The sequence below is a fragment of the Pseudomonas sp. MWU15-20650 genome, from assembly GCF_023242475.1.
In the GTDB taxonomy this organism is placed as follows: Bacteria; Pseudomonadota; Gammaproteobacteria; order Pseudomonadales; family Pseudomonadaceae; genus Aquipseudomonas.
Map to the genome: position 1 here is coordinate 48,505 of NZ_JALJFG010000020.1, position 17,993 is coordinate 66,497.

General features: G+C 60.2%; 21 protein-coding genes. 1 reads left to right on the plus strand and 20 read right to left on the minus strand.

Going from position 1 to position 17,993, the window contains the following annotated elements; genetic code table 11:
- Positions 1-6: 6 nt before the first annotated feature.
- The 7 genes from M5B43_RS16320 to flhA form a co-directional block, all read right to left on the minus strand.
- Entirely contained in the window at positions 7-2,220 is a 2,214-nt protein-coding gene (locus M5B43_RS16320; protein WP_248751059.1) for a chemotaxis protein CheA, read from the minus strand.
- A gap of 11 nt (positions 2,221-2,231) precedes the next feature.
- Positions 2,232-3,020 carry a protein phosphatase CheZ gene (locus tag M5B43_RS16325; RefSeq protein WP_248751060.1) on the minus strand — a complete coding sequence of 263 codons (789 nt, stop codon included), beginning with the start codon at positions 3,018-3,020 and terminating at the stop codon, positions 2,232-2,234.
- A gap of 18 nt (positions 3,021-3,038) precedes the next feature.
- Positions 3,039-3,413, minus strand: a complete 375-nt coding sequence (locus M5B43_RS16330) for a chemotaxis response regulator CheY (RefSeq protein WP_005790040.1) — start codon at positions 3,411-3,413, stop codon at positions 3,039-3,041.
- A gap of 168 nt (positions 3,414-3,581) precedes the next feature.
- Positions 3,582-4,322 carry an RNA polymerase sigma factor FliA gene (gene fliA, locus M5B43_RS16335; protein WP_169353512.1) on the minus strand — a complete coding sequence of 247 codons (741 nt, stop codon included), beginning with the start codon at positions 4,320-4,322 and terminating at the stop codon, positions 3,582-3,584.
- The gene (gene fleN / locus M5B43_RS16340) at positions 4,319-5,152 is read right to left on the minus strand and encodes a flagellar synthesis regulator FleN (RefSeq protein ID WP_003192912.1); all 834 of its coding nucleotides are present in this window, start codon (positions 5,150-5,152) and stop codon (positions 4,319-4,321) included. Before fleN ends, fliA begins: the two co-directional genes overlap by 4 nt.
- Positions 5,153-5,258: 106 nt before the next feature.
- Positions 5,259-6,575, minus strand: a complete 1,317-nt coding sequence (gene flhF, locus M5B43_RS16345) for a flagellar biosynthesis protein FlhF (protein ID WP_248751061.1) — start codon at positions 6,573-6,575, stop codon at positions 5,259-5,261.
- Between the two features lie 11 nt (positions 6,576-6,586).
- Complete coding sequence (gene flhA, locus M5B43_RS16350; protein WP_248751098.1) at positions 6,587-8,701, minus strand: flagellar biosynthesis protein FlhA; 2,115 nt, start codon at positions 8,699-8,701, stop codon at positions 6,587-6,589.
- A gap of 78 nt (positions 8,702-8,779) precedes the next feature.
- On the opposite strand from flhA, the gene M5B43_RS16355 reads away from it, so the two are divergent.
- Entirely contained in the window at positions 8,780-9,010 is a 231-nt protein-coding gene (locus M5B43_RS16355) for a hypothetical protein (protein ID WP_248751062.1), read from the plus strand.
- Positions 9,011-9,439: 429 nt separating this feature from the next.
- Here M5B43_RS16355 and M5B43_RS16360 read toward each other — a convergent pair whose 3' ends face one another.
- The 13 genes from M5B43_RS16360 to M5B43_RS16420 form a co-directional block, all read right to left on the minus strand.
- Positions 9,440-9,604, minus strand: a complete 165-nt coding sequence (locus tag M5B43_RS16360) for a hypothetical protein (RefSeq protein ID WP_248751063.1) — start codon at positions 9,602-9,604, stop codon at positions 9,440-9,442.
- Positions 9,605-9,780: 176 nt separating this feature from the next.
- Complete coding sequence (locus M5B43_RS16365; RefSeq protein ID WP_248751064.1) at positions 9,781-9,945, minus strand: hypothetical protein; 165 nt, start codon at positions 9,943-9,945, stop codon at positions 9,781-9,783.
- 136 nt (positions 9,946-10,081) lie between these two features.
- A complete protein-coding gene (locus M5B43_RS16370; protein WP_248751065.1) occupies positions 10,082-10,285 on the minus strand; it encodes a cold-shock protein in 204 nt (67 codons plus the stop codon).
- A 12-nt stretch (positions 10,286-10,297) separates the two neighbouring features.
- Positions 10,298-10,519, minus strand: coding sequence for a hypothetical protein (locus M5B43_RS16375; protein WP_248751099.1), 222 nt, complete (start codon positions 10,517-10,519; stop codon positions 10,298-10,300).
- Positions 10,520-11,049: 530 nt separating this feature from the next.
- Positions 11,050-12,186: a flagellar biosynthesis protein FlhB gene (gene flhB / locus M5B43_RS16380; RefSeq protein ID WP_248751066.1), complete on the minus strand. Its 1,137-nt coding sequence runs from the start codon at positions 12,184-12,186 to the stop codon at positions 11,050-11,052.
- 3 nt (positions 12,187-12,189) lie between these two features.
- Positions 12,190-12,975: a flagellar biosynthetic protein FliR gene (gene fliR, locus M5B43_RS16385; RefSeq protein ID WP_248751067.1), complete on the minus strand. Its 786-nt coding sequence runs from the start codon at positions 12,973-12,975 to the stop codon at positions 12,190-12,192.
- 4 nt (positions 12,976-12,979) lie between these two features.
- On the minus strand, positions 12,980-13,249 hold the full coding sequence (fliQ, locus tag M5B43_RS16390) for a flagellar biosynthesis protein FliQ (RefSeq protein WP_071486515.1): 270 nt from the start codon (positions 13,247-13,249) through the stop codon (positions 12,980-12,982).
- 4 nt (positions 13,250-13,253) lie between these two features.
- On the minus strand, positions 13,254-13,997 hold the full coding sequence (gene fliP, locus M5B43_RS16395) for a flagellar type III secretion system pore protein FliP (RefSeq protein WP_248751068.1): 744 nt from the start codon (positions 13,995-13,997) through the stop codon (positions 13,254-13,256).
- Entirely contained in the window at positions 13,997-14,437 is a 441-nt protein-coding gene (gene fliO / locus M5B43_RS16400; RefSeq protein WP_248751069.1) for a flagellar biosynthetic protein FliO, read from the minus strand. Before fliO ends, fliP begins: the two co-directional genes overlap by 1 nt.
- Position 14,438: 1 nt before the next feature.
- Positions 14,439-14,906: a flagellar motor switch protein FliN gene (gene fliN, locus M5B43_RS16405; protein WP_248751070.1), complete on the minus strand. Its 468-nt coding sequence runs from the start codon at positions 14,904-14,906 to the stop codon at positions 14,439-14,441.
- Positions 14,907-14,944: 38 nt separating this feature from the next.
- Positions 14,945-15,913: a flagellar motor switch protein FliM gene (gene fliM, locus M5B43_RS16410; RefSeq protein ID WP_248751071.1), complete on the minus strand. Its 969-nt coding sequence runs from the start codon at positions 15,911-15,913 to the stop codon at positions 14,945-14,947.
- 9 nt (positions 15,914-15,922) lie between these two features.
- Complete coding sequence (gene fliL / locus M5B43_RS16415; RefSeq protein ID WP_071486520.1) at positions 15,923-16,423, minus strand: flagellar basal body-associated protein FliL; 501 nt, start codon at positions 16,421-16,423, stop codon at positions 15,923-15,925.
- A gap of 117 nt (positions 16,424-16,540) precedes the next feature.
- A complete protein-coding gene (locus tag M5B43_RS16420) occupies positions 16,541-17,866 on the minus strand; it encodes a flagellar hook-length control protein FliK (protein ID WP_248751072.1) in 1,326 nt (441 codons plus the stop codon).
- Between the last annotated feature and the right edge of the window lie 127 nt (positions 17,867-17,993).

Consider the following 17,993-nt stretch of genomic DNA (forward strand, 5'->3'; position numbering starts at 1 on the left):
CCAGAATCAAATACGCCGTGCGGCGTAACGCTTGAGCATGCTCGGAACATCGAGAATCAACGCGATCCGACCGTCACCGGTGATGGTCGCACCCGACATGCCTGGGGTTCCCTGCAGCATTTTGCCCAAAGGCTTGATGACCACTTCTTCCTGGCCCACCAGTTGATCGACGACAAAGCCGATGCGCTGGGTACCCACGGACAGAATCACCACATGGCCTTCGCGCTGTTCCTCATGCTTGGCCGAAGCCACCAGCCAGCGCTTGAGGTAGAACAGTGGCAATGCCTTGTCGCGTACGATCACCACTTCCTGGCCGTCCACCACATTGGTGCGCGACAGGTCGAGGTGGAAGATTTCGTTGACGTTGACCAGCGGGAAGGCAAACGCCTGGTTGCCCAGCATCACCATCAGGGTCGGCATGATCGCCAGGGTCAACGGCACCTTGATGACGATCTTGGAGCCCTGGCCCTTGGTCGAGTAGATATTGATCGAACCGTTGAGCTGGCTGATCTTGGTCTTCACCACGTCCATGCCGACACCACGGCCGGACACGTCGGAGATCTCGGTCTTGGTCGAGAAGCCCGGGGCAAAGATCAGGTTGTAGCACTCGGTATCGGTCAGGCGGTCGGCAGCATCCTTGTCCATCACGCCACGCTTGACCGCGATATTGCGCAGAATGGTCGGGTCCATGCCTTTGCCGTCATCGGTAATCGACAACAGGATATGGTCGCCTTCCTGCTCGGCCGCCAGAATCACCTTGCCATTGCGGGACTTGCCCGCAGCTTCGCGTTCTTCCGGGGTTTCAACGCCATGGTCGACAGCGTTGCGCACCAAGTGGACCAGCGGGTCGGCCAGGGCCTCGACAAGGTTTTTGTCGAGGTCGGTTTCTTCACCCACCAGTTCCAGGTTGATTTCTTTCTTGAGCTGGCGGGCCAGGTCACGCACCAGGCGCGGGAAACGGCCGAAGACTTTCTTGATCGGCTGCATCCGCGTTTTCATCACGGCGGTTTGCAAGTCAGCGGTGACCACGTCGAGGTTCGACACGGCCTTTTGCATGGCTTCATCGCCGCTGTTCAGGCCCAGGCGCACCAGGCGGTTACGCACCAGTACCAGTTCACCGACCATGTTCATGATGTCGTCCAGGCGTGCGGTATCGACGCGCACGGTGGTTTCGGCTTCACTGGCGGGCTTTTCGGCAACCGGCGCCGCCGCGGCACGCGCCGGGGCAGGTGCAGGTGCAGCAGCAGGTGCCGGCTTCGCGGCCGGGGCTTTGGCAGGTGCAGGTTTGGCCGCCACCGGGGTGGCCGTCGCCGCAGCGGCTGGCGCCACTTCGCTGAACTTGCCCTTGCCGTGCAACTCATCCAACAGGGCTTCGAATTCGTGATCGGAAATCAGCCCTTCACCGGCCGGCGCGGCACTGGAAGGTGCTGCACTGGCGGCAGGCGCTGCGGCGGTAGCCGCGACCTCCGGCAGGGCTTCGGCCACAAACGTGCCCTTGCCATGCAGTTGGTCCAGCAAGGCTTCGAATTCGTCATCGGTAATGTCGGTGCTGGCAGGCGCGACAGGTGCGTCTGTCGTCGCCGCAGGTGCCACGGCGTCGGCGGCGAACTGGCCTTTGCCGTGCAACTGGTCGAGCAGGGATTCAAACTCTGCGTCGGTAATGTCTTCGCTGGTGGGCACGGCAGGCGCAGTAGCCGCTTGCGGTGCTTGCGCCTCGGCCTTGACTGCGCTGAGGGAGTTGAGCAGTTGTTCGAACTCGCTGTCCGTGACATCCGGTTCAGCTTCGACAACCGGCTCAGGTGCCTCGGCCACCGACGACGCCGACGTGTCGGCAGGCTCCGCCAGGCGCGCCAGGGCGGCCAGCAGTTCCGGGGTGGCTGCAGTGATCGGTGCACGTTCGCGCACCTCAATGAACATGCCGTTGACCGCATCCAGTGCTTCGAGAATCACGTCCATCAATTCCGAGTCAACGTGACGCTCACCCTTGCGCAGGATGTCGAACACGTTCTCGGCGATGTGGCAGCACTCCACCAGCTCATGGAGCTGGAGGAAGCCGGCGCCCCCTTTTACAGTGTGAAAACCGCGAAAAATTGCATTGAGCAGGTTCGCATCATCCGGTCGGCTTTCCAGCTCGACCAGTTGTTCGGACAGTTGCTCTAGAATTTCGCCGGCCTCTACAAGGAAATCCTGAAGGATTTCTTCATCGGCGCCGAAGCTCATGGGTGTGCTCCTTAGAAGCCTAAACTGGATAACAGGTCATCTACGTCATCCTGACCTGACATAACGTCTTCACGTTTATCGGCATGAATCTGCGGACCTTCACCCTTGGCGAGATGTTTTTGTGGATCTTTTTCCGAGAGGATCGCTTCGCGGTCATGTTCGATGCCTGCAAAGCGGTCAACCTGGCCGGCCATCAGCACCAATTTGAGCAAGTTGCTTTCCACTTCGGTGACCAGTTGGGTCACACGCTTGATCACCTGGCCGGTGAGGTCCTGGTAATCCTGGGCCAGCAGAATGTCGTTGAGGTTGCTGGAAACCGTGCGGTTTTCCTGTTCGCTGCGCGACAGGAAGCCTTCGACCCGACGTGCCAATTCACGAAACTCTTCTGCACCCACTTCCCGGCGCATGAAGCGGCCCCAGTCAACGCTCAGGGCCTGGGCTTCGGTGGCCATGCCGTTGACCAGAGGCGTGGCGTTTTCCACCAGGTCCATGGTGCGGTTGGCCGCAGCCTCAGTGAGCCTGACCACATAGGACAGGCGCTCAGTGGCATCGGTGATTTGCGAAATCTCTTCGGCCTGGGGCATGTGCGGGTCAATCTGAAAATTGACGATCGCACTGTGCAGCTCGCGCGTGAGCTTGCCCACTTCCTGGTACAGGCCGCGATCACGGGTCTGGTTAAGCTCATGGATTAACTGCACCGCGTCGCCGAACTGGCCTTTTTCCAGGCTGTCGACCAACTGGTGAGCATGCTTTTTCAGGGTCGACTCGAAATCGGCCTGCGATGATTCTTTATGCTCCATAGCTCCCCCGTGGCAGCATCAATGACCGATGCGTTCGAAGATTTTTTCGATCTTCTCTTTCAAGGCCAGCGCCGTGAACGGCTTGACCACGTAACCGTTGACCCCGGCTTGGGCGGCTTCGATGATCTGTTCACGCTTGGCTTCGGCGGTCACCATCAGCACAGGCAGGCTGCGCAGTTTTTCATCGGCGCGCACATGGCGCAGCAAATCGATACCGGTCATGCCCGGCATGTTCCAGTCGGTTACCAGAAAGTCGATGCTCCCGCTGTTGAGGATCGGAATCGCCGTAATGCCGTCATCCGCCTCGACCGTGTTGGTGAACCCAAGGTCACGCAACAGGTTTTTTATGATCCGCCGCATCGTTGAGAAGTCATCAACGATGAGGATTTTCATGTTCTTGTCCAATTCGACCTCCAAGCAGTCTTAAACGCGCCCAGCACCTGGACGCGCCATTTCAATCAACAGGCGTTACACAAAAAGGACTGCCCAGGGCACCACGGTACGAACCCGCAACGGCCATACGCCGTCACGGTAGCGTCTGCAGTGTCCCCACACTGCCTGTCAGCGCGCGCGCCACTCTCCCAATCGCCCCCGCAAGCGGGCCGCGCACTGGCTATGCAGTTGGCTGACACGCGATTCGCTGACCCCCAGGACCTCACCGATTTCCTTGAGGTTCAGCTCTTCGTCGTAGTACAGCGCCAGCACCAGGCGCTCACGCTCCGGCAAATTGGCAATCGCGTCCGCCAACGCACTCTGGAAACGCTCATCTTCCAGGTCGCGGGACGGTTCAAGATGTGCACTCGCGCCGTCCTCGTGCAGCCCTTCGTGTTCGCCGTCCTGTAGCAGGTCGTCGAAACTGAACAGGCGGCTGCCCAAGGTATCGTTCAAAATCCCGTAGTAATCGTCGAGACTCAATTGGAGTTCGGCCGCAACTTCATGATCTTTAGCGTCACGACCGGTTTTTGCTTCAATTGAGCGAATTGCGTCACTGACCATGCGCGTATTGCGGTGTACCGAGCGCGGCGCCCAATCGCCTTTACGGACTTCATCGAGCATCGCACCACGAATACGGATACCCGCATACGTCTCGAAACTCGCACCTTTGCTCGCGTCGTATTTGGTCGAGACTTCAAGCAGACCGATCATGCCAGCCTGGATCAGGTCTTCGACCTGCACACTGGCAGGCAGGCGTGCCAGCAAGTGATAGGCAATGCGCTTGACCAGTGGCGCATAGCGCTCGATCAATTCGCCTTGGCTGTCACGTGCCGACTTCTTGTAAAGGTTGTAGCCGCTGGATGTCATAGCACAGGTCCTGCGCTCGTCTGATGCACCAATCGCTCGACGAAAAACTCCAGATGCCCTCGAGGGTTGGCAGGCAGCGGCCAAGTATCGACCTTCTGGGCAATGGCCTTGAACGCCAGTGCGCACTTCGAACGGGGAAACGCTTCATAGACTGCGCGCTGCTTTTGCACAGCCTTGCGCACACACTCGTCATAGGGAACTGCGCCCACGTATTGTAAGGCGACATCGAGGAAGCGATCTGTGACCTTGGTCAACTTGGCGAACAGGTTTCGCCCTTCCTGTGGGCTTTGAGCCATGTTGGCCAGCACGCGGAAGCGATTCATGCCGTAGTCGCGGTTAAGCAGTTTGATCAGGGCATAGGCGTCGGTAATCGAGGTCGGCTCGTCACAGACCACCAGCAGCACTTCTTGCGCAGCGCGCACGAAGCTGACTACGGACTCGCCGATCCCGGCAGCGGTGTCGATCACCAGCACGTCGAGGTTATCGCCGATGTCACTGAATGCCTGGATCAGGCCGGCATGCTGCGCCGGACTCAGATGCACCATGCTCTGGGTGCCCGAAGCGGCCGGCACGATACGAATGCCACCGGGGCCCTGGAGCAGCACATCGCGCAGCTCACAGCGGCCCTCGATCACATCGGCAAGCGTGTGCTTGGGGGTCAACCCCAGCAGAACGTCCACGTTCGCCAAGCCCAGGTCAGCATCCAGCAGCATGACGCGACGGCCAAGCTCTGCCAGGGCCAGGGACAAATTCACTGACACGTTAGTTTTCCCGACGCCACCCTTGCCGCCGGTCACCGCGATCACCTGTACGGGATGCATGCTGCCCATTTTATTTCTTTACCTTGTCTTGCTTAGACGCAGGCTACATGGCTTGGCCGCGTGAATCGCTTGCAGACCATCGATGTAGGTACATTTCACGGTGTTCATCCTGTCCTCAACCGACCCGCTTTGCCGGGTGGTGGTAAAGATCGGCGAACATGTCAGCCATCGCTTCCTCGCTAGGCTCTTCTTGCATTTGCACACTGACGGCACGGCTGACCAACTGATGACGGCGCGGCAGATGCAAATCATCCGGGATCCGCGGCCCGTCGGTCAGGTAGGCAACCGGTAATTCATGACTGATGGCCAGGCTCAACACCTCGCCGAGGCTCGCGGTTTCATCGAGTTTAGTCAGGATGCAACCGGCCAGGCCGCAGCGCTTGTAGCTGTGATACGCAGCGGTAAGAACTTGTTTCTGGCTGGTGGTTGCAAGCACCAGGTAATTTTTTGACTTGATACCACGCCCGGCCAGGCTTTCCAGTTGCATGCGCAGGGCCGGATCGCTGGCTTGCAGGCCGGCGGTATCGATCAGCACCACGCGCTTGCGCAGCAACGGGTCGAGGGCATTGGCCAGGGACTGCCCCGGGTCGACGTGGGTCACCGGTACATTGAGGATACGGCCCAGGGTCTTGAGTTGCTCCTGGGCGCCAATGCGGTAGCTGTCCATGCTCACCAGCGCGAGGTTTTGCGCGCCGTACTTGAGCACATAACGGGCCGCCAGCTTGGCCAGGGTGGTGGTCTTGCCCATGCCGGCCGGGCCGACCATGGCGATCACGCCGCCCTCTTCCAAAGGTTCCAGTTGCGGCGTGACGATCATCCGCGCCAGGTGAGCCAGCAGCATGCGCCAGGCTTGGCGAGGCTCTTCGACTTCGGCGGTCAATGCCAGCAGGTCGCGAGACAACGGCCCAGACAGGCCGATGCGTTGCAGGCGACGCCACAGGTTGGCTTGTTGCGGCTTGCTGCCTTGCAGTTGGGTCCACGCTAAAGAGCCAAGCTGCACTTCCAGCAATTCACGCAGGCCATTGAGTTCAAAGCGCATCGAATCGAACACACGCGGGTCAACGGCAGCGGCCGGGGCTGGCGCTGCAGGACGCGGCGGTTCTTTGAATGTCGGTTCGACCAGCGGCTCGGCGGCGGTCAGCGGCAGGCCGGCGAACAACTGGCGATTGGTGGTGGCATCGCTGTCGCCACGCATGCTCAGTTCAGCCTGGGCCGACACAATCCGCGAGGCGGTTTTGCGCAGCTCGTCCTCAAGTTCCATGTTCGGCACGCGCGGGGCCAGTGCCGAGGGGGTGTAGTCCAGGGCAGCCGTCAACTCGACACCACCGGCAATACGACGGTTACCGATAATCGCGGCGTCGGCGCCCAGCTCATCACGTACCAGTTTCATGGCCTGACGCATATCGGCGGCGAAAAAACGCTTAACTTGCATAACCCACTACCTCAGCCGTTGGGCCCTACTGTCGCGACAATAGTCACTTGCTTGTTGTCAGGAATTTCCTGATAAGCCAAAACGTGCAAATTCGGCACTGCCAGGCGTCCAAACCGCGACAACATCGCTCGGACCGGCCCTGCCACCAACAGAATCACCGGGTGACCCGCCATTTCCTGGCGCTGCGCCGCTTCGATCAACGAACGCTGCAGCTTTTCAGCCATGCTTGGCTCCAGCAGAACGCCCTCTTCCTGGCCCTGCCCTGCCTTCTGAATACTATTGAGCAATATTTGTTCCAACCTTGGTTCCAAGGTGATAACAGGCAGCTCAGACTCAATGCCTACAATGCTTTGCACGATTGCACGGGACAATCCGACGCGCACCGCAGCCACCAGAGCGGCAGTATCTTGACTCTTGGCGGCATTGTTGGCGATAGCCTCGGCGATGCTGCGAATGTCGCGCACCGGCACCTGTTCGGCCAACAGCGCTTGCAACACCTTGAGCAATTGCGACAGCGACAGCACGCCCGGCACCAGCTCTTCGGCCAGTTTCGGTGAGGCTTTGCCCAGCAAGCCCATCAATTGCTGGACTTCCTCGTGGCCGATCAACTCGTGGGAGTGCTTGTACAGAATCTGGTTGAGGTGCGTGGCGACCACCGTGCTGGCGTCGACCACGGTGTACCCCAGCGATTGCGCCTGGCTGCGCTGGCTGACTTCGATCCACACCGCGTCCAGGCCAAAAGCCGGATCTTTGGCGGTGATGCCGTTCAGCGTACCGAAAACCTGGCCGGGGTTGATCGCCAGTTCGCGGTCCGGGTAAATCTCCGCTTCGGCCAGGATCACGCCCATCAAGGTCAGGCGGTAGGCACTGGGCGCCAAATCGAGGTTGTCGCGGATATGCACGGTCGGCATCAAGAAGCCCAGGTCCTGGGACAGCTTCTTGCGCACGCCCTTGATCCGCGCGAGCAATTGGCCACCCTGGTTGCGATCCACCAGCGGAATAAGGCGGTAGCCGACTTCCAGGCCGATCATGTCGATCGGCGTCACGTCATCCCAACCCAACTCCTTGGTTTCCTGGGCGCGAGCCGGCGATGGCAGCAAGTCCTGCTGGCGGGCGATTTCCTGCTGGGCTTGAACCTTGATCGCATTTTGCTTGCGCCAGAACAGGTAAGCCCCACCGGCCGCCATGGCCGCCATGCTCAGGAACGACACATGGGGCATGCCCGGCACGACCCCCATGATCGCCATGATGCCGGCCGCCACGGCCAGCGCCTTGGGCGAGGCGAACATCTGGCGGCTGATCTGCTTGCCCATGTCTTCGGAGCCCGAAGCACGGGTCACCATGATGGCTGCCGCTGTAGATAACAACAGTGATGGCAATTGCGCCACTAAACCGTCACCGATGGTCAGCAAGGCGTACACCCTGCCCGCATCGCCGAAGGTCATGCCGTGCTGGAAGATGCCGACCGCCATGCCGCCGATCAGGTTGATAAACAGAATCAGCAGGCCGGCGATGGCGTCACCGCGTACGAACTTGCTGGCACCGTCCATGGAGCCGTAGAACTCGGCTTCCTGGGCCACTTCCAGGCGGCGCGCCTTGGCCTGGTTCTGGTCGATCAGGCCGGCGTTGAGGTCGGCGTCGATGGCCATCTGTTTGCCGGGCATGGCATCGAGGGTAAACCGCGCGCTCACCTCGGAAATCCGCCCGGCGCCCTTGGTCACCACCACGAAGTTAATGATCATCAGGATCGCGAACACCACGATACCGACCACGTAGTTACCGCCGATCACCACCTCACCGAACGCCTGGATCACCTTACCGGCGGCGGCGTGGCCGTCCTGGCCGTGCAGCATCACCACCCGTGTGGAGGCCACGTTCAGCGCCAGGCGCAACAGGGTCGCAATCAGCAGGATGGTGGGGAATACCGCAAAATCCAGCGGCCGCAGCGCGTACACGCAAACCAACAGCACGACGACGGACAGGGCAATGTTGAAGGTGAAGAACACATCGAGCAGGAACGGCGGCATCGGCAACATCATCATTGCCAGCATCACCAGCAACAACAACGGCACACCCAGATTGCCCCGCGACAGGTCAGTCAGGGTGCCACGTGCCGTGTTGAGCATTTGAGAGCGATCTACCACCGGTATTCCTCGGGTCCTTGAAGCAAAGTTTTGACGCTGGAGGGCGACTTGGAGGCGGGGTTGCAAGAAGCCTTCCAACTTTTGTTCTCCGCCTCGGATGACTTTGCCAGCGACCGCATCTACTGGGTGGAATCGGTTCAAATGTGGTTTTGTGTGCAGCCGGGTAATGGCGAGGAAAATTCCGACATGGATTTGGGGTTAGCCCTGAGAAATGTGATCTCTAGTCCCCGTACGCCGCTGCAAACGCAGCGAAACCCTCGCCTCGGCCAATGCCTTGAGCGCAGCGGATGACACGCTCCAAACTGTGGGAGGGGGCTTGCTCCCGATGGCTGAGTGTCAGGCACTGATATTTTGACTGATCCACCGCTATCGGGAGCAAGCCCCCTCCCACATTTGGTTTTGTGTGCAGTCGGGTAATGGCGAGGAAAATTCCGACATGGATTTGGGGTTACCCCTGAGAAATGTGATCTCTAGTCCCCGTACGCCGCTGCAAACGCAGCGAAACCCTCGCCTCGGCCAATGTCTTGAGCGCAGCGGATGACACCCTCCAAACTGTGGGAGGGGGCTTGCTCCCGATGGCTGAGTGTCAGGCACTGATGTTTTGACTGATCCACCGCTATCGGGAGCAAGCCCCCTCCCACATTTGGTTTTGTGTGCAGTCGGGTAATGGCGAGGAAAATTCCGACATGGATTTGGGGTTACCCCTGAGAAATGTGATCTCTAGTCTCCGTACACCGCTGCAAACGCAGCGAAACCCTCGCCTCGGCCAATGCCTTGAGCGGCGACTTGGCCTTTGACCTGGAAGGTTCGAAACGAGAGCAGTTGCTGGCTGATCGCATACACACTGGCGCAGAACCGACGAGCGCCGCAAGCAGCAGGTGACACGCTCCAAACTGTGGGAGGGGGCTTGCTCCCGATGGCTGAGTGTCAGGCACTGATGTTCTGACTGATCCACCGCTATCGGGAGCAAGCCCCCTCCCACATTTGGTTTTGTGTGCAGTCGGGTAATGGCGAGGAAAATTCCGACATGGATTTGGGGTTACCCCTGAGAAATGTGATCTCTAGTCTCCGTACGCCGCTGCAAACGCAGCGAAACCCTCGCCTCGGCCAATGTCTTGAGCGGCGACTTGGCCGTTGACCTGGATGGTTCGAAACGAGAGCAGTTGCTGGCTGATCGCATACACACTGGCGCAGAACCGACGAGCGCCGCAAGCAGCAGGTGACACGCTCCAAACTGTGGGAGGGGGCTTGCTCCCGATGGCTGAGTGTCAGGCACTGATGTTCTGACTGATCCACCGCCATCGGGAGCAAGCCCCCTCCCACATTTGGACTGTGTTCTGTCTGGGAATGATTGGGTGGGCTTTAACGAGGTCGTATATTCGCAGCTTGCGGGCCTTTTAAACCTTGTGTGATGTCAAACTCTACTTTTTGGTTTTCTACCAGGCTTTTGAACCCCTCCGTCTGAATTGCCGAAAAATGGGCAAAAACATCCGCACTCCCATCATCCGGGGTAATAAAACCATACCCCTTCTCCGCGTTGAACCACTTCACCTTACCTGTTGCCATTGCCGTTCTCCTCTACACCGCTGGCCCCACCTGGGTGTCATTGCTCGCACTGACGGGGAGCGCATAAACGCCCTTGGGTTTATGGATCATCTGAAACGTTACCGGCTCACCAATCGACAGTGCAGCCCAATGCCAATCGCTCCAATCGATGAAAACGTTTTCTTCGCCGCCATCCAGCGCAATCAACCACTCTCCCCGGGTCAACTCATAGGATTTGACAGTACCTGTAGCCACTTTCAAGACGGCTCTCCCCTGCATCTCGGTTACTACATACGCGCAGTGCTTGGTAGGTAATAAACAACGGAAAGCACCCTTTGACTACTGTCAAAGTTGACAGGTAGACGTGAGCGACCGATGAGTGTTAGGCGAATCATGCATCCGGGGATTTTTTTCGCTTGCGGGGGTTTCGCGGCTTGGGAGGGGTGGGTAGCACTTCACTGCATTGCGTGCCTGCCGACTGAACGGCAACCGCGTTTCCATCGCGATCTCGGGCAATAAAGCCGATGCCCTTGACCGCATCAAACCACCTGACCGTACCCCTATCCATCACCGCCTCCCGAGCCGCGCAGGGCTGCACGGCTCATCGCTCTATCAAACAGTGAAGGCGGCGTAGTGGCTACTGTCAAAGTTGACAGGTAAACAGCCCTCTCTGTAGGAGCGAGCTTGCTCGCGAAGATGGGTAACGATAACGCAGGAAGCCAGGATGAACTCGCCGACGGTGAGTTTTTCGCGAGCAAGCTCGCTCCTACAGTGAGCAGCAGCGTTCAGGAATCGCGACGCAGGTCCGGCGGGATAGGCAGGTCCTTGAGCGGCTCCGGCCGCTTGCCCTTGCCGGCGCGGTATTGGCGGATCTGGTAGACATAGGCCAACACCTGCGCCACCGCCAGGTATAGCCCGGCAGGGATTTCCTGATCCAGATCCGTGGAGTAGAAAATCGAGCGCGCCAGTTCCGGCGATTCCAGTAGCAGAATGTCATTGGCCACGGCGATTTCGCGAATCTTCAGCGCGGTAAAGTCGCTGCCCTTGGCCAGCAACATCGGCGCGCCGCCCTTCTCCGGGTCGTACTTGAGGGCCACGGCGTAGTGGGTCGGGTTGGTGATGACCACATCGGCGTCGGGCACCGCCGCCATCATCTTGCGCTGGGACATTTCGCGCTGCAGTTGGCGAATGCGTTGCTTGACCTCGGGGCGGCCTTCCTGGTCCTTGTGCTCGTCGCGCACTTCCTGCTTGGTCATCAGCAGCTTCTTATGGCTTTCCCACAGCTGGATCGGCGCATCCACGGCGGCAATGATGATCAGCCCGCAGGCCATCCATAGCGCACTCCAGCCCACCACTTGCACACTGTGAATGATCGCCGACTCCAGCGGCTCATGGGCAATGCGAAGCAAGTCGTCGATGTCGGACGACAACACCGTCAGCGCTACAAACAGGATCAGGATAAATTTCGCCAGGGCCTTGAGCAGCTCCACCAACGCCTTGCCGGAGAACATGCGCTTGAGCCCGGGCCCCGGGTTCATGCGGCTGAACTTGGGCGCCATGCTGCCCGCCGCGAACAGCCAGCCCCCCAGGGATACCGGCCCGATCAGCGCCGCCAACAGCAAGGTGATGAGCACCGGTTGTACCGCCAGGATCGCGATCTTGCCCGAATGCAGCAGGTACAGGCCCATGGCGCCAGGGCTCAACAGCACCTCGCGGGGCAGGGAGAAGTTGAGTTTCATCAACTCCATCAGGTCCAGCGCCAGGCCACCGCCGTAAATCAGCAGGCCACCGGCGCCGGCCAGCATGACGGCCAGGGTGTTGAGCTCTTTGGAGCGGGCGATCTCGCCCTTTTCCCGGGAGTCCTTTTTACGTTTCTCCGTGGGGTCTTCTGTTTTGTCCTGGCCACTCTCGCTCTCGGCCATGGCTCAACGCGCCCGTGCCAGATCACGTAAGAACTGCAAGGCGTCGACCGCCAGCGGTTGATACTGATTGAGAATGTCGGCCATGCCGATCCAGAAAATCCCCATGCCCAATACCAGGGTCAAGGGGAAACCAATCGAGAAAATGTTCAATTGCGGCGCCGCGCGGGTCATCACGCCAAAAGCGATGTTAACCACCAGCAAGGCGGTGATCGCCGGCAACACCAGCAACAAGGAGGCGCCTAGTACCCAACTGAGGCGACCGACCAATTCCCAGAAGTGGTTGACCACCAGCCCCGAGCCCACCGGCAAGGTGGTGAAGCTTTCAGTCATGACCTCAAACACGACCAAGTGGCCGTTCATCGACAGGAACAGCAGCGTCACCAGCATGGTCAGGAATTGCCCGATCACCGCCACCGACACGCCGTTGGTGGGGTCGACCATGGAGGCGAAGCCCATGCCCATCTGGATCGAGATGATCTGCCCGGCAATCACGAACGCCTGGAAGAACAAGGTGAGCGAAAACCCCAGCAACGCACCGATCAGGATCTGCTCGGCAATCAGCAACAGCGCACTGAGGTCCAGCGCATTCACCGGTGGCATCGGCGGCAGCCCGGGCACAATCACCACGGTAATGGCAAACGCGAAATACAAGCGGATACGCCGTGGCACCAAGGTCGTGCCGAACACCGGCATGGTCATCAGCACGGCGGTGACGCGAAACATCGGCAAGATGAAGGACGCCACCCAGGTGCTGATCTGGGTGTCGGTCAATGCCAGCACAGATTGCATCGGGTCAGCCGATCAACTGCGGAATACTGCCGTACAACTGCAGGATGTATTCCATAAAGGTGCGCACCAGCCACGGGCCGGCGACGATCAGGGTGATCAGCATCACCAGAAGGCGCGGCAGGAAGCTCAAGGTCTGTTCGTTGATCTGGGTCGCGGCCTGGAACATCGCGACCAGCAGGCCGACCAACAGGCTCGGCACCACCAGCACGGCAACCATCATGGTGGTCAGCCACAGCGCTTCACGGAACAGGTCGACTGCTACTTCTGGGGTCATAGCCCTATACCCCTCCGAAACTGCCGGCCAGGGTGCCGATAATCAGCGCCCAACCGTCCACCAGCACAAACAGCATGATCTTGAACGGCAACGAAATGATCAGCGGCGAGAGCATCATCATCCCCATCGCCATCAGCACGCTCGCCACCACCAGGTCGATGATCAGGAACGGGATAAAAATCATGAAGCCGATCTGGAACGCCGTCTTCAATTCGGACGTCACGAACGCCGGTACCAGGATGGTCAGCGGCGCCTGATCCGGGGTGGCAATGTCGGTGCGCTTGGACAGGCGCATGAACAGCTCAAGGTCGCTGGAGCGGGTTTGCGACAGCATGAAGTCCTTGATCGGGCCCTGGGCCTTGTCGATCGCGTCCTGGGCCGTGAGTTTCTCGGCCAGGTACGGCTGCAGGGCTTGCTGGTTCACCTTGTCGAACACCGGCGCCATGATGAACAGCGTCAGGAACAGCGCCATGCCGGTGAGGATCTGGTTCGACGGCGTCTGTTGCAGGCCCAGGGCCTGGCGCAGGATCGAGAAGACGATGATGATCCGCGTGAAGCTGGTCATCAGCATCACAAACGCCGGGATAAAACTCAGCGCGGTCATGATCAGCAGGATCTGCAGGCTGACCGAGTACTCCTGGGCGCCGGCGGCGTTGGTGCCCAGCGTGATCGCCGGGATCGACAACGGGTCGGCGGCCAGCACCATCGGCGCGGCCAGTAACAGCATGAGCGTCAATAAAACGCGCATTACTTCTTATCCTTCTGATCCTTGCCCAGCAACTCCATCAGGCGCTGGGCGAATTCTGGCGTGGCAGCCTCGGTCTTGGCCACCGCTACCGGCGACTTGAGCACGTGCAGCGGGGTGATACGGCCGGGCGTGATGCCGAGCAAAATCTGCTCGTCACCGACTTGCACCAGCACCAGCCGATCACGCGGGCCGAGGGCGCGCGAGCCGATCATCTCGATCACCTGGCCGTTGCCCGGGCCGATGCGCTGCACGCGGCGCATCAACCAGGCCAGCACGAAGATCAAGCCAACCACGAGCAACAGGCCCAGCACCAACTGGGTCAATTGCCCGCCAATGCCGCTGCTGACGACCGGCGCCGCAGCCGCCGCTTGCGCGACCGGCTCGGCCGCCAGGGCGCTCAATGGCAGCGCCAGAAACAGTCCCGCCATCGAACACTTCATCTCAGCGCAACTTCTTGATGCGTTCGCTCGGGCTGATCACGTCGGTCAGGCGGATGCCGAACTTCTCGTTGACCACCACCACCTCGCCATGGGCAATCAGCGTGCCGTTGACCAGCACGTCCAGCGGCTCACCGGCCAGGCGGTCCAGCTCGATCACCGAGCCCTGGTTAAGCTGCAACAGGTTGCGGATGTTGATTTCGGTGCTGCCCACTTCCATGGAGATCGATACCGGAATATCGAGGATCACATCCAGGTTCGGGCCGTCGAGGGTCACTGGGTCATTGTTCTTCGGCACGCTGCCGAATTCTTCCATGGACAGGCGGTTGCCGGCCGGTGCCGTGGCGGCGTCGGCGGCCAGCAGCGCGTCGATGTCGTCCTGGCCAACATCGCCGGTTTCTTCCAGGGCCGCGGCCCACTCATCAGCCAGGGCCTGGTCTTCGGCGGAAGTGTTTTCGTGTTCGGTAGCCATTACATGTCCTCGGCGAAGCAAACAATCATAAATAGGGATCAGCGACGGTTGATCGGCTCAACCACTTGCAAAGCCAGGTTGCCTTTGTGGGAACCGAGCTTGACCTTGAATGACGGCACGCCGTTGGCGCGCATGATCAGTTCTTCCGGCAATTCGACGGGGATAATGTCCCCGGGCGCCATGTGCAAAATATCCCGCAGGCGCAACTGGCGACGGGCCACGGTCGCGCTCAGCGGCACATCGACGTCCAGCAGGTCTTCGCGCAGGGCCTTGACCCAACGCTCGTCCTGATCGTCCAGGTCGGACTGGAAACCGGCGTCGAGCATCTCGCGCACCGGCTCGATCATCGAATACGGCATGGTCACGTGCAGGTCGCCACCACCGCCATCGAGTTCGATGTGGAAGGTGGAAACGACGATGGCTTCACTGGGGCCGACGATGTTGGCCATGGCCGGGTTCACTTCCGAGTTGATGTACTCGAAATTGACTTCCATGATCGCCTGCCAGGCTTCCTTCAGGTCGATGAAGGCTTGCTCCAGCACCATGCGCACCACGCGCAGTTCGGTAGGGGTGAATTCACGCCCCTCGATCTTGGCGTGACGGCCATCGCCGCCGAAGAAGTTGTCCACCAGCTTGAACACCAGCTTGGCATCAAGGATGAACAGCGCGGTGCCGCGCAGCGGCTTGATCTTGACCAGGTTGAGGCTGGTGGGCACGTACAGCGAGTGCACGTATTCACCGAACTTCATCACCTGCACGCCGCCCACCGCCACGTCCGCCGAGCGGCGCAGCATGTTGAACATGCTGATACGGGTGTAGCGCGCGAAACGCTCGTTGATCATCTCCAGCGTCGGCATGCGTCCACGGACGATGCGATCCTGGCTGGTCAGGTCATAACTTTTGACGCTGCCAGGATCGGCAGCCATTTCGGTCTGTACCAGACCATCGTCCACGCCATGCAGCAGCGCATCGATTTCATCCTGGGACAGCAGGTCTTGCACGGCCATGTCGTGATCCTACTGCAATACGAAGTTAGTGAAGAGCGCCTGCTCGACCACGACTTTGCCGAGCTCTTTCTGGGCCACTTCCTGCACGCTGGCAGTGACCTTCTGGCGCAGCATTTCCTGGCCGACCGGAGTGGCCAGGCTGTCGAAGCTCTGCCCGGAGAACAGCATCACCAGGTTGTTGCGGATCACCGGCATGTGCACCTTGAGCGCATCCAGGTCCGCCTGGTTACGCGCCAGCAAGGTGATGCTCACCTGCAGGTAGCGTTGACGACCGTTCTGATTGAAGTTGGCCACAAAGGCCGGAAGCATCGGCTCGAAGATTGCCGGTTGCTTGACGTTACTGGCGGTTTCGGCGGCGGGTGCCGGCTTGCTCGCACCGCTGTGCATGATGTACCAGGTGCCACCAACCGAGGCACCGATGGCCAGGAGCAGGCCCAGCACAATCAACAGGATCAGCTTGAGCTTGCCTTTGCCTGCGGGTGGAGTTGCTGCGTCGTCGCTCTTCGCCATGCCAATAATCCGTCACTATTCGGGGATTCATAGATCTTCGGAAAGGCAAGAGCAAGTGTTATGCCAGAGTTGTCTGGAATGAAGGCAACCCACATTTGGATCTCTATTTGACTTAGGTCAGGCGTAATAGTCGACAGCGCTGGAGCCGATCACAGTTGAGGTCACTGGCGCTGCAACTTCAGCCACGTCAACGTGACTGTCAGTGTCAGCGCTATCACCACGCCGACTGCTACTGCTCACGCCCCGCGCCTGGCCCTGCTGTTGCTGCTGCTCCTGCCCACGGGATTGGTCGGACACATTGACGTCCACCTGCCCCATCCCCTGCTGGGCAAACATCTCCCGCAGGCGACCGGACTGGCTTTCCAGGGCCTCACGCACCACCGCATGCCCACTCATGAAGCTGACCTGCGCCTGCTGGTCTGCCGTCATGTTGACCTTGATATCCAGGCGCCCCAGCTCAGCCGGCTGCAACTGGATCTCCGCCGACTTGAGGTTGGCGCTGGACAAGTACATCACGCGGTTGACCACCTCCTCGGTCCAGCCGCTCTGGTGCATGGCCAGCGGCGCATTCGCCACCGGCGGCAAGGCATTGGCGGTTTTCGGCGTGGCGGCCTGGGTCAGTGCAGCCAAGCGGTTGGCAAAATCATCGACGCGGGTGTCGCTGCTGGCGTCTTTCAGATCCTTGAGGCCACCCTCAATCAGCCCGCCGAAGGCTTTGTCGCCGCCCTGGTCAGTGCTGTCCTTGGCGGCTTGCTGGTCGACCATATTGGCCAGGCCGGCAGCAAAGTTCTGTGCGGCGGAGGGCTGATCCTGCGTCGGCGCTGCGGTTTTCTGCGGCGCCTGGCTGCTGGCCGACACGTGACCGCCCTGCTCCATCGCCAGGCGCACGGCCGGCATCGAGTCCAGGGGGTCGGCCTCCGGGTCGAAGGCCGGTTGCTTGGGATCGTCCGTAGCGGCGACAGGTGGCGCAACGAGCGGCTGGGCGTTGTCGTCTTTGGCGGCGACAGGTGCCGCAGTTTCCACCGGTACCGGAATAGGGACCGGCGTGACGGCGGCAACCACTGCCGGGTCGACGACGGGATCGACCGGAGGTTGCTGCGCTACAGACGGGTCGGCAGGTTTGTCGTCGTCGCTGCCGTCGGACTTGGCCGGCGACTTGGCAGGCAAGGGATTGCCGCTATCGGCAACCGCTGGCGTGCTGGCGGCAGGCTTGTCATTGCTGGCAACCGGCTTGGAACTGGTGTCCGAAGGCTTGTCGCGGGTGACTTTCACCGGGCTGTCGTCGGTCTTCAGCGCTGGTTTCACGCTTTGGTTGGCAAACACTTGAGCGAAGCCAGGGCCCTTGTCGCGCGGGTCCACAGCCGCAACCGCAGGTGCAGCGGCAGGCGCTTGAGGCTTGGCCGCGGCGGCAGCCTGAAGGAGCGAATTGGGGGCGACTGGCATAGGTAAAGGTCTCCACTGCACAGGGGGTCGGGGATGCAGTATTGGGAGCAGGAGCAAGAGTTGGGCCAAGTCTGCGGGACAAGGACAAATGACAGGTAAAACACAGTCTAAATGTGGAGCGGGCTTG

Coding starts and splice junctions, on each gene's coding strand:
- M5B43_RS16320 (WP_248751059.1), bottom strand. CDS start 2,220: ATGAGCTTCGGCGCCGATGAAGAAATCCTTCAGGATTTCCTTGTAGAG.
- M5B43_RS16325 (WP_248751060.1), bottom strand. CDS start 3,020: ATGGAGCATAAAGAATCATCGCAGGCCGATTTCGAGTCGACCCTGAAA.
- M5B43_RS16330 (WP_005790040.1), bottom strand. CDS start 3,413: ATGAAAATCCTCATCGTTGATGACTTCTCAACGATGCGGCGGATCATA.
- fliA (WP_169353512.1), bottom strand. CDS start 4,322: ATGACATCCAGCGGCTACAACCTTTACAAGAAGTCGGCACGTGACAGC.
- fleN (WP_003192912.1), bottom strand. CDS start 5,152: ATGGGCAGCATGCATCCCGTACAGGTGATCGCGGTGACCGGCGGCAAG.
- flhF (WP_248751061.1), bottom strand. CDS start 6,575: ATGCAAGTTAAGCGTTTTTTCGCCGCCGATATGCGTCAGGCCATGAAA.
- flhA (WP_248751098.1), bottom strand. CDS start 8,701: ATGCTCAACACGGCACGTGGCACCCTGACTGACCTGTCGCGGGGCAAT.
- M5B43_RS16370 (WP_248751065.1), bottom strand. CDS start 10,285: ATGGCAACAGGTAAGGTGAAGTGGTTCAACGCGGAGAAGGGGTATGGT.
- flhB (WP_248751066.1), bottom strand. CDS start 12,186: ATGGCCGAGAGCGAGAGTGGCCAGGACAAAACAGAAGACCCCACGGAG.
- fliR (WP_248751067.1), bottom strand. CDS start 12,975: ATGCAATCTGTGCTGGCATTGACCGACACCCAGATCAGCACCTGGGTG.
- fliQ (WP_071486515.1), bottom strand. CDS start 13,249: ATGACCCCAGAAGTAGCAGTCGACCTGTTCCGTGAAGCGCTGTGGCTG.
- fliP (WP_248751068.1), bottom strand. CDS start 13,997: ATGCGCGTTTTATTGACGCTCATGCTGTTACTGGCCGCGCCGATGGTG.
- fliO (WP_248751069.1), bottom strand. CDS start 14,437: ATGAAGTGTTCGATGGCGGGACTGTTTCTGGCGCTGCCATTGAGCGCC.
- fliN (WP_248751070.1), bottom strand. CDS start 14,906: ATGGCTACCGAACACGAAAACACTTCCGCCGAAGACCAGGCCCTGGCT.
- fliM (WP_248751071.1), bottom strand. CDS start 15,913: ATGGCCGTGCAAGACCTGCTGTCCCAGGATGAAATCGATGCGCTGCTG.
- fliL (WP_071486520.1), bottom strand. CDS start 16,423: ATGGCGAAGAGCGACGACGCAGCAACTCCACCCGCAGGCAAAGGCAAG.
- M5B43_RS16420 (WP_248751072.1), bottom strand. CDS start 17,866: ATGCCAGTCGCCCCCAATTCGCTCCTTCAGGCTGCCGCCGCGGCCAAG.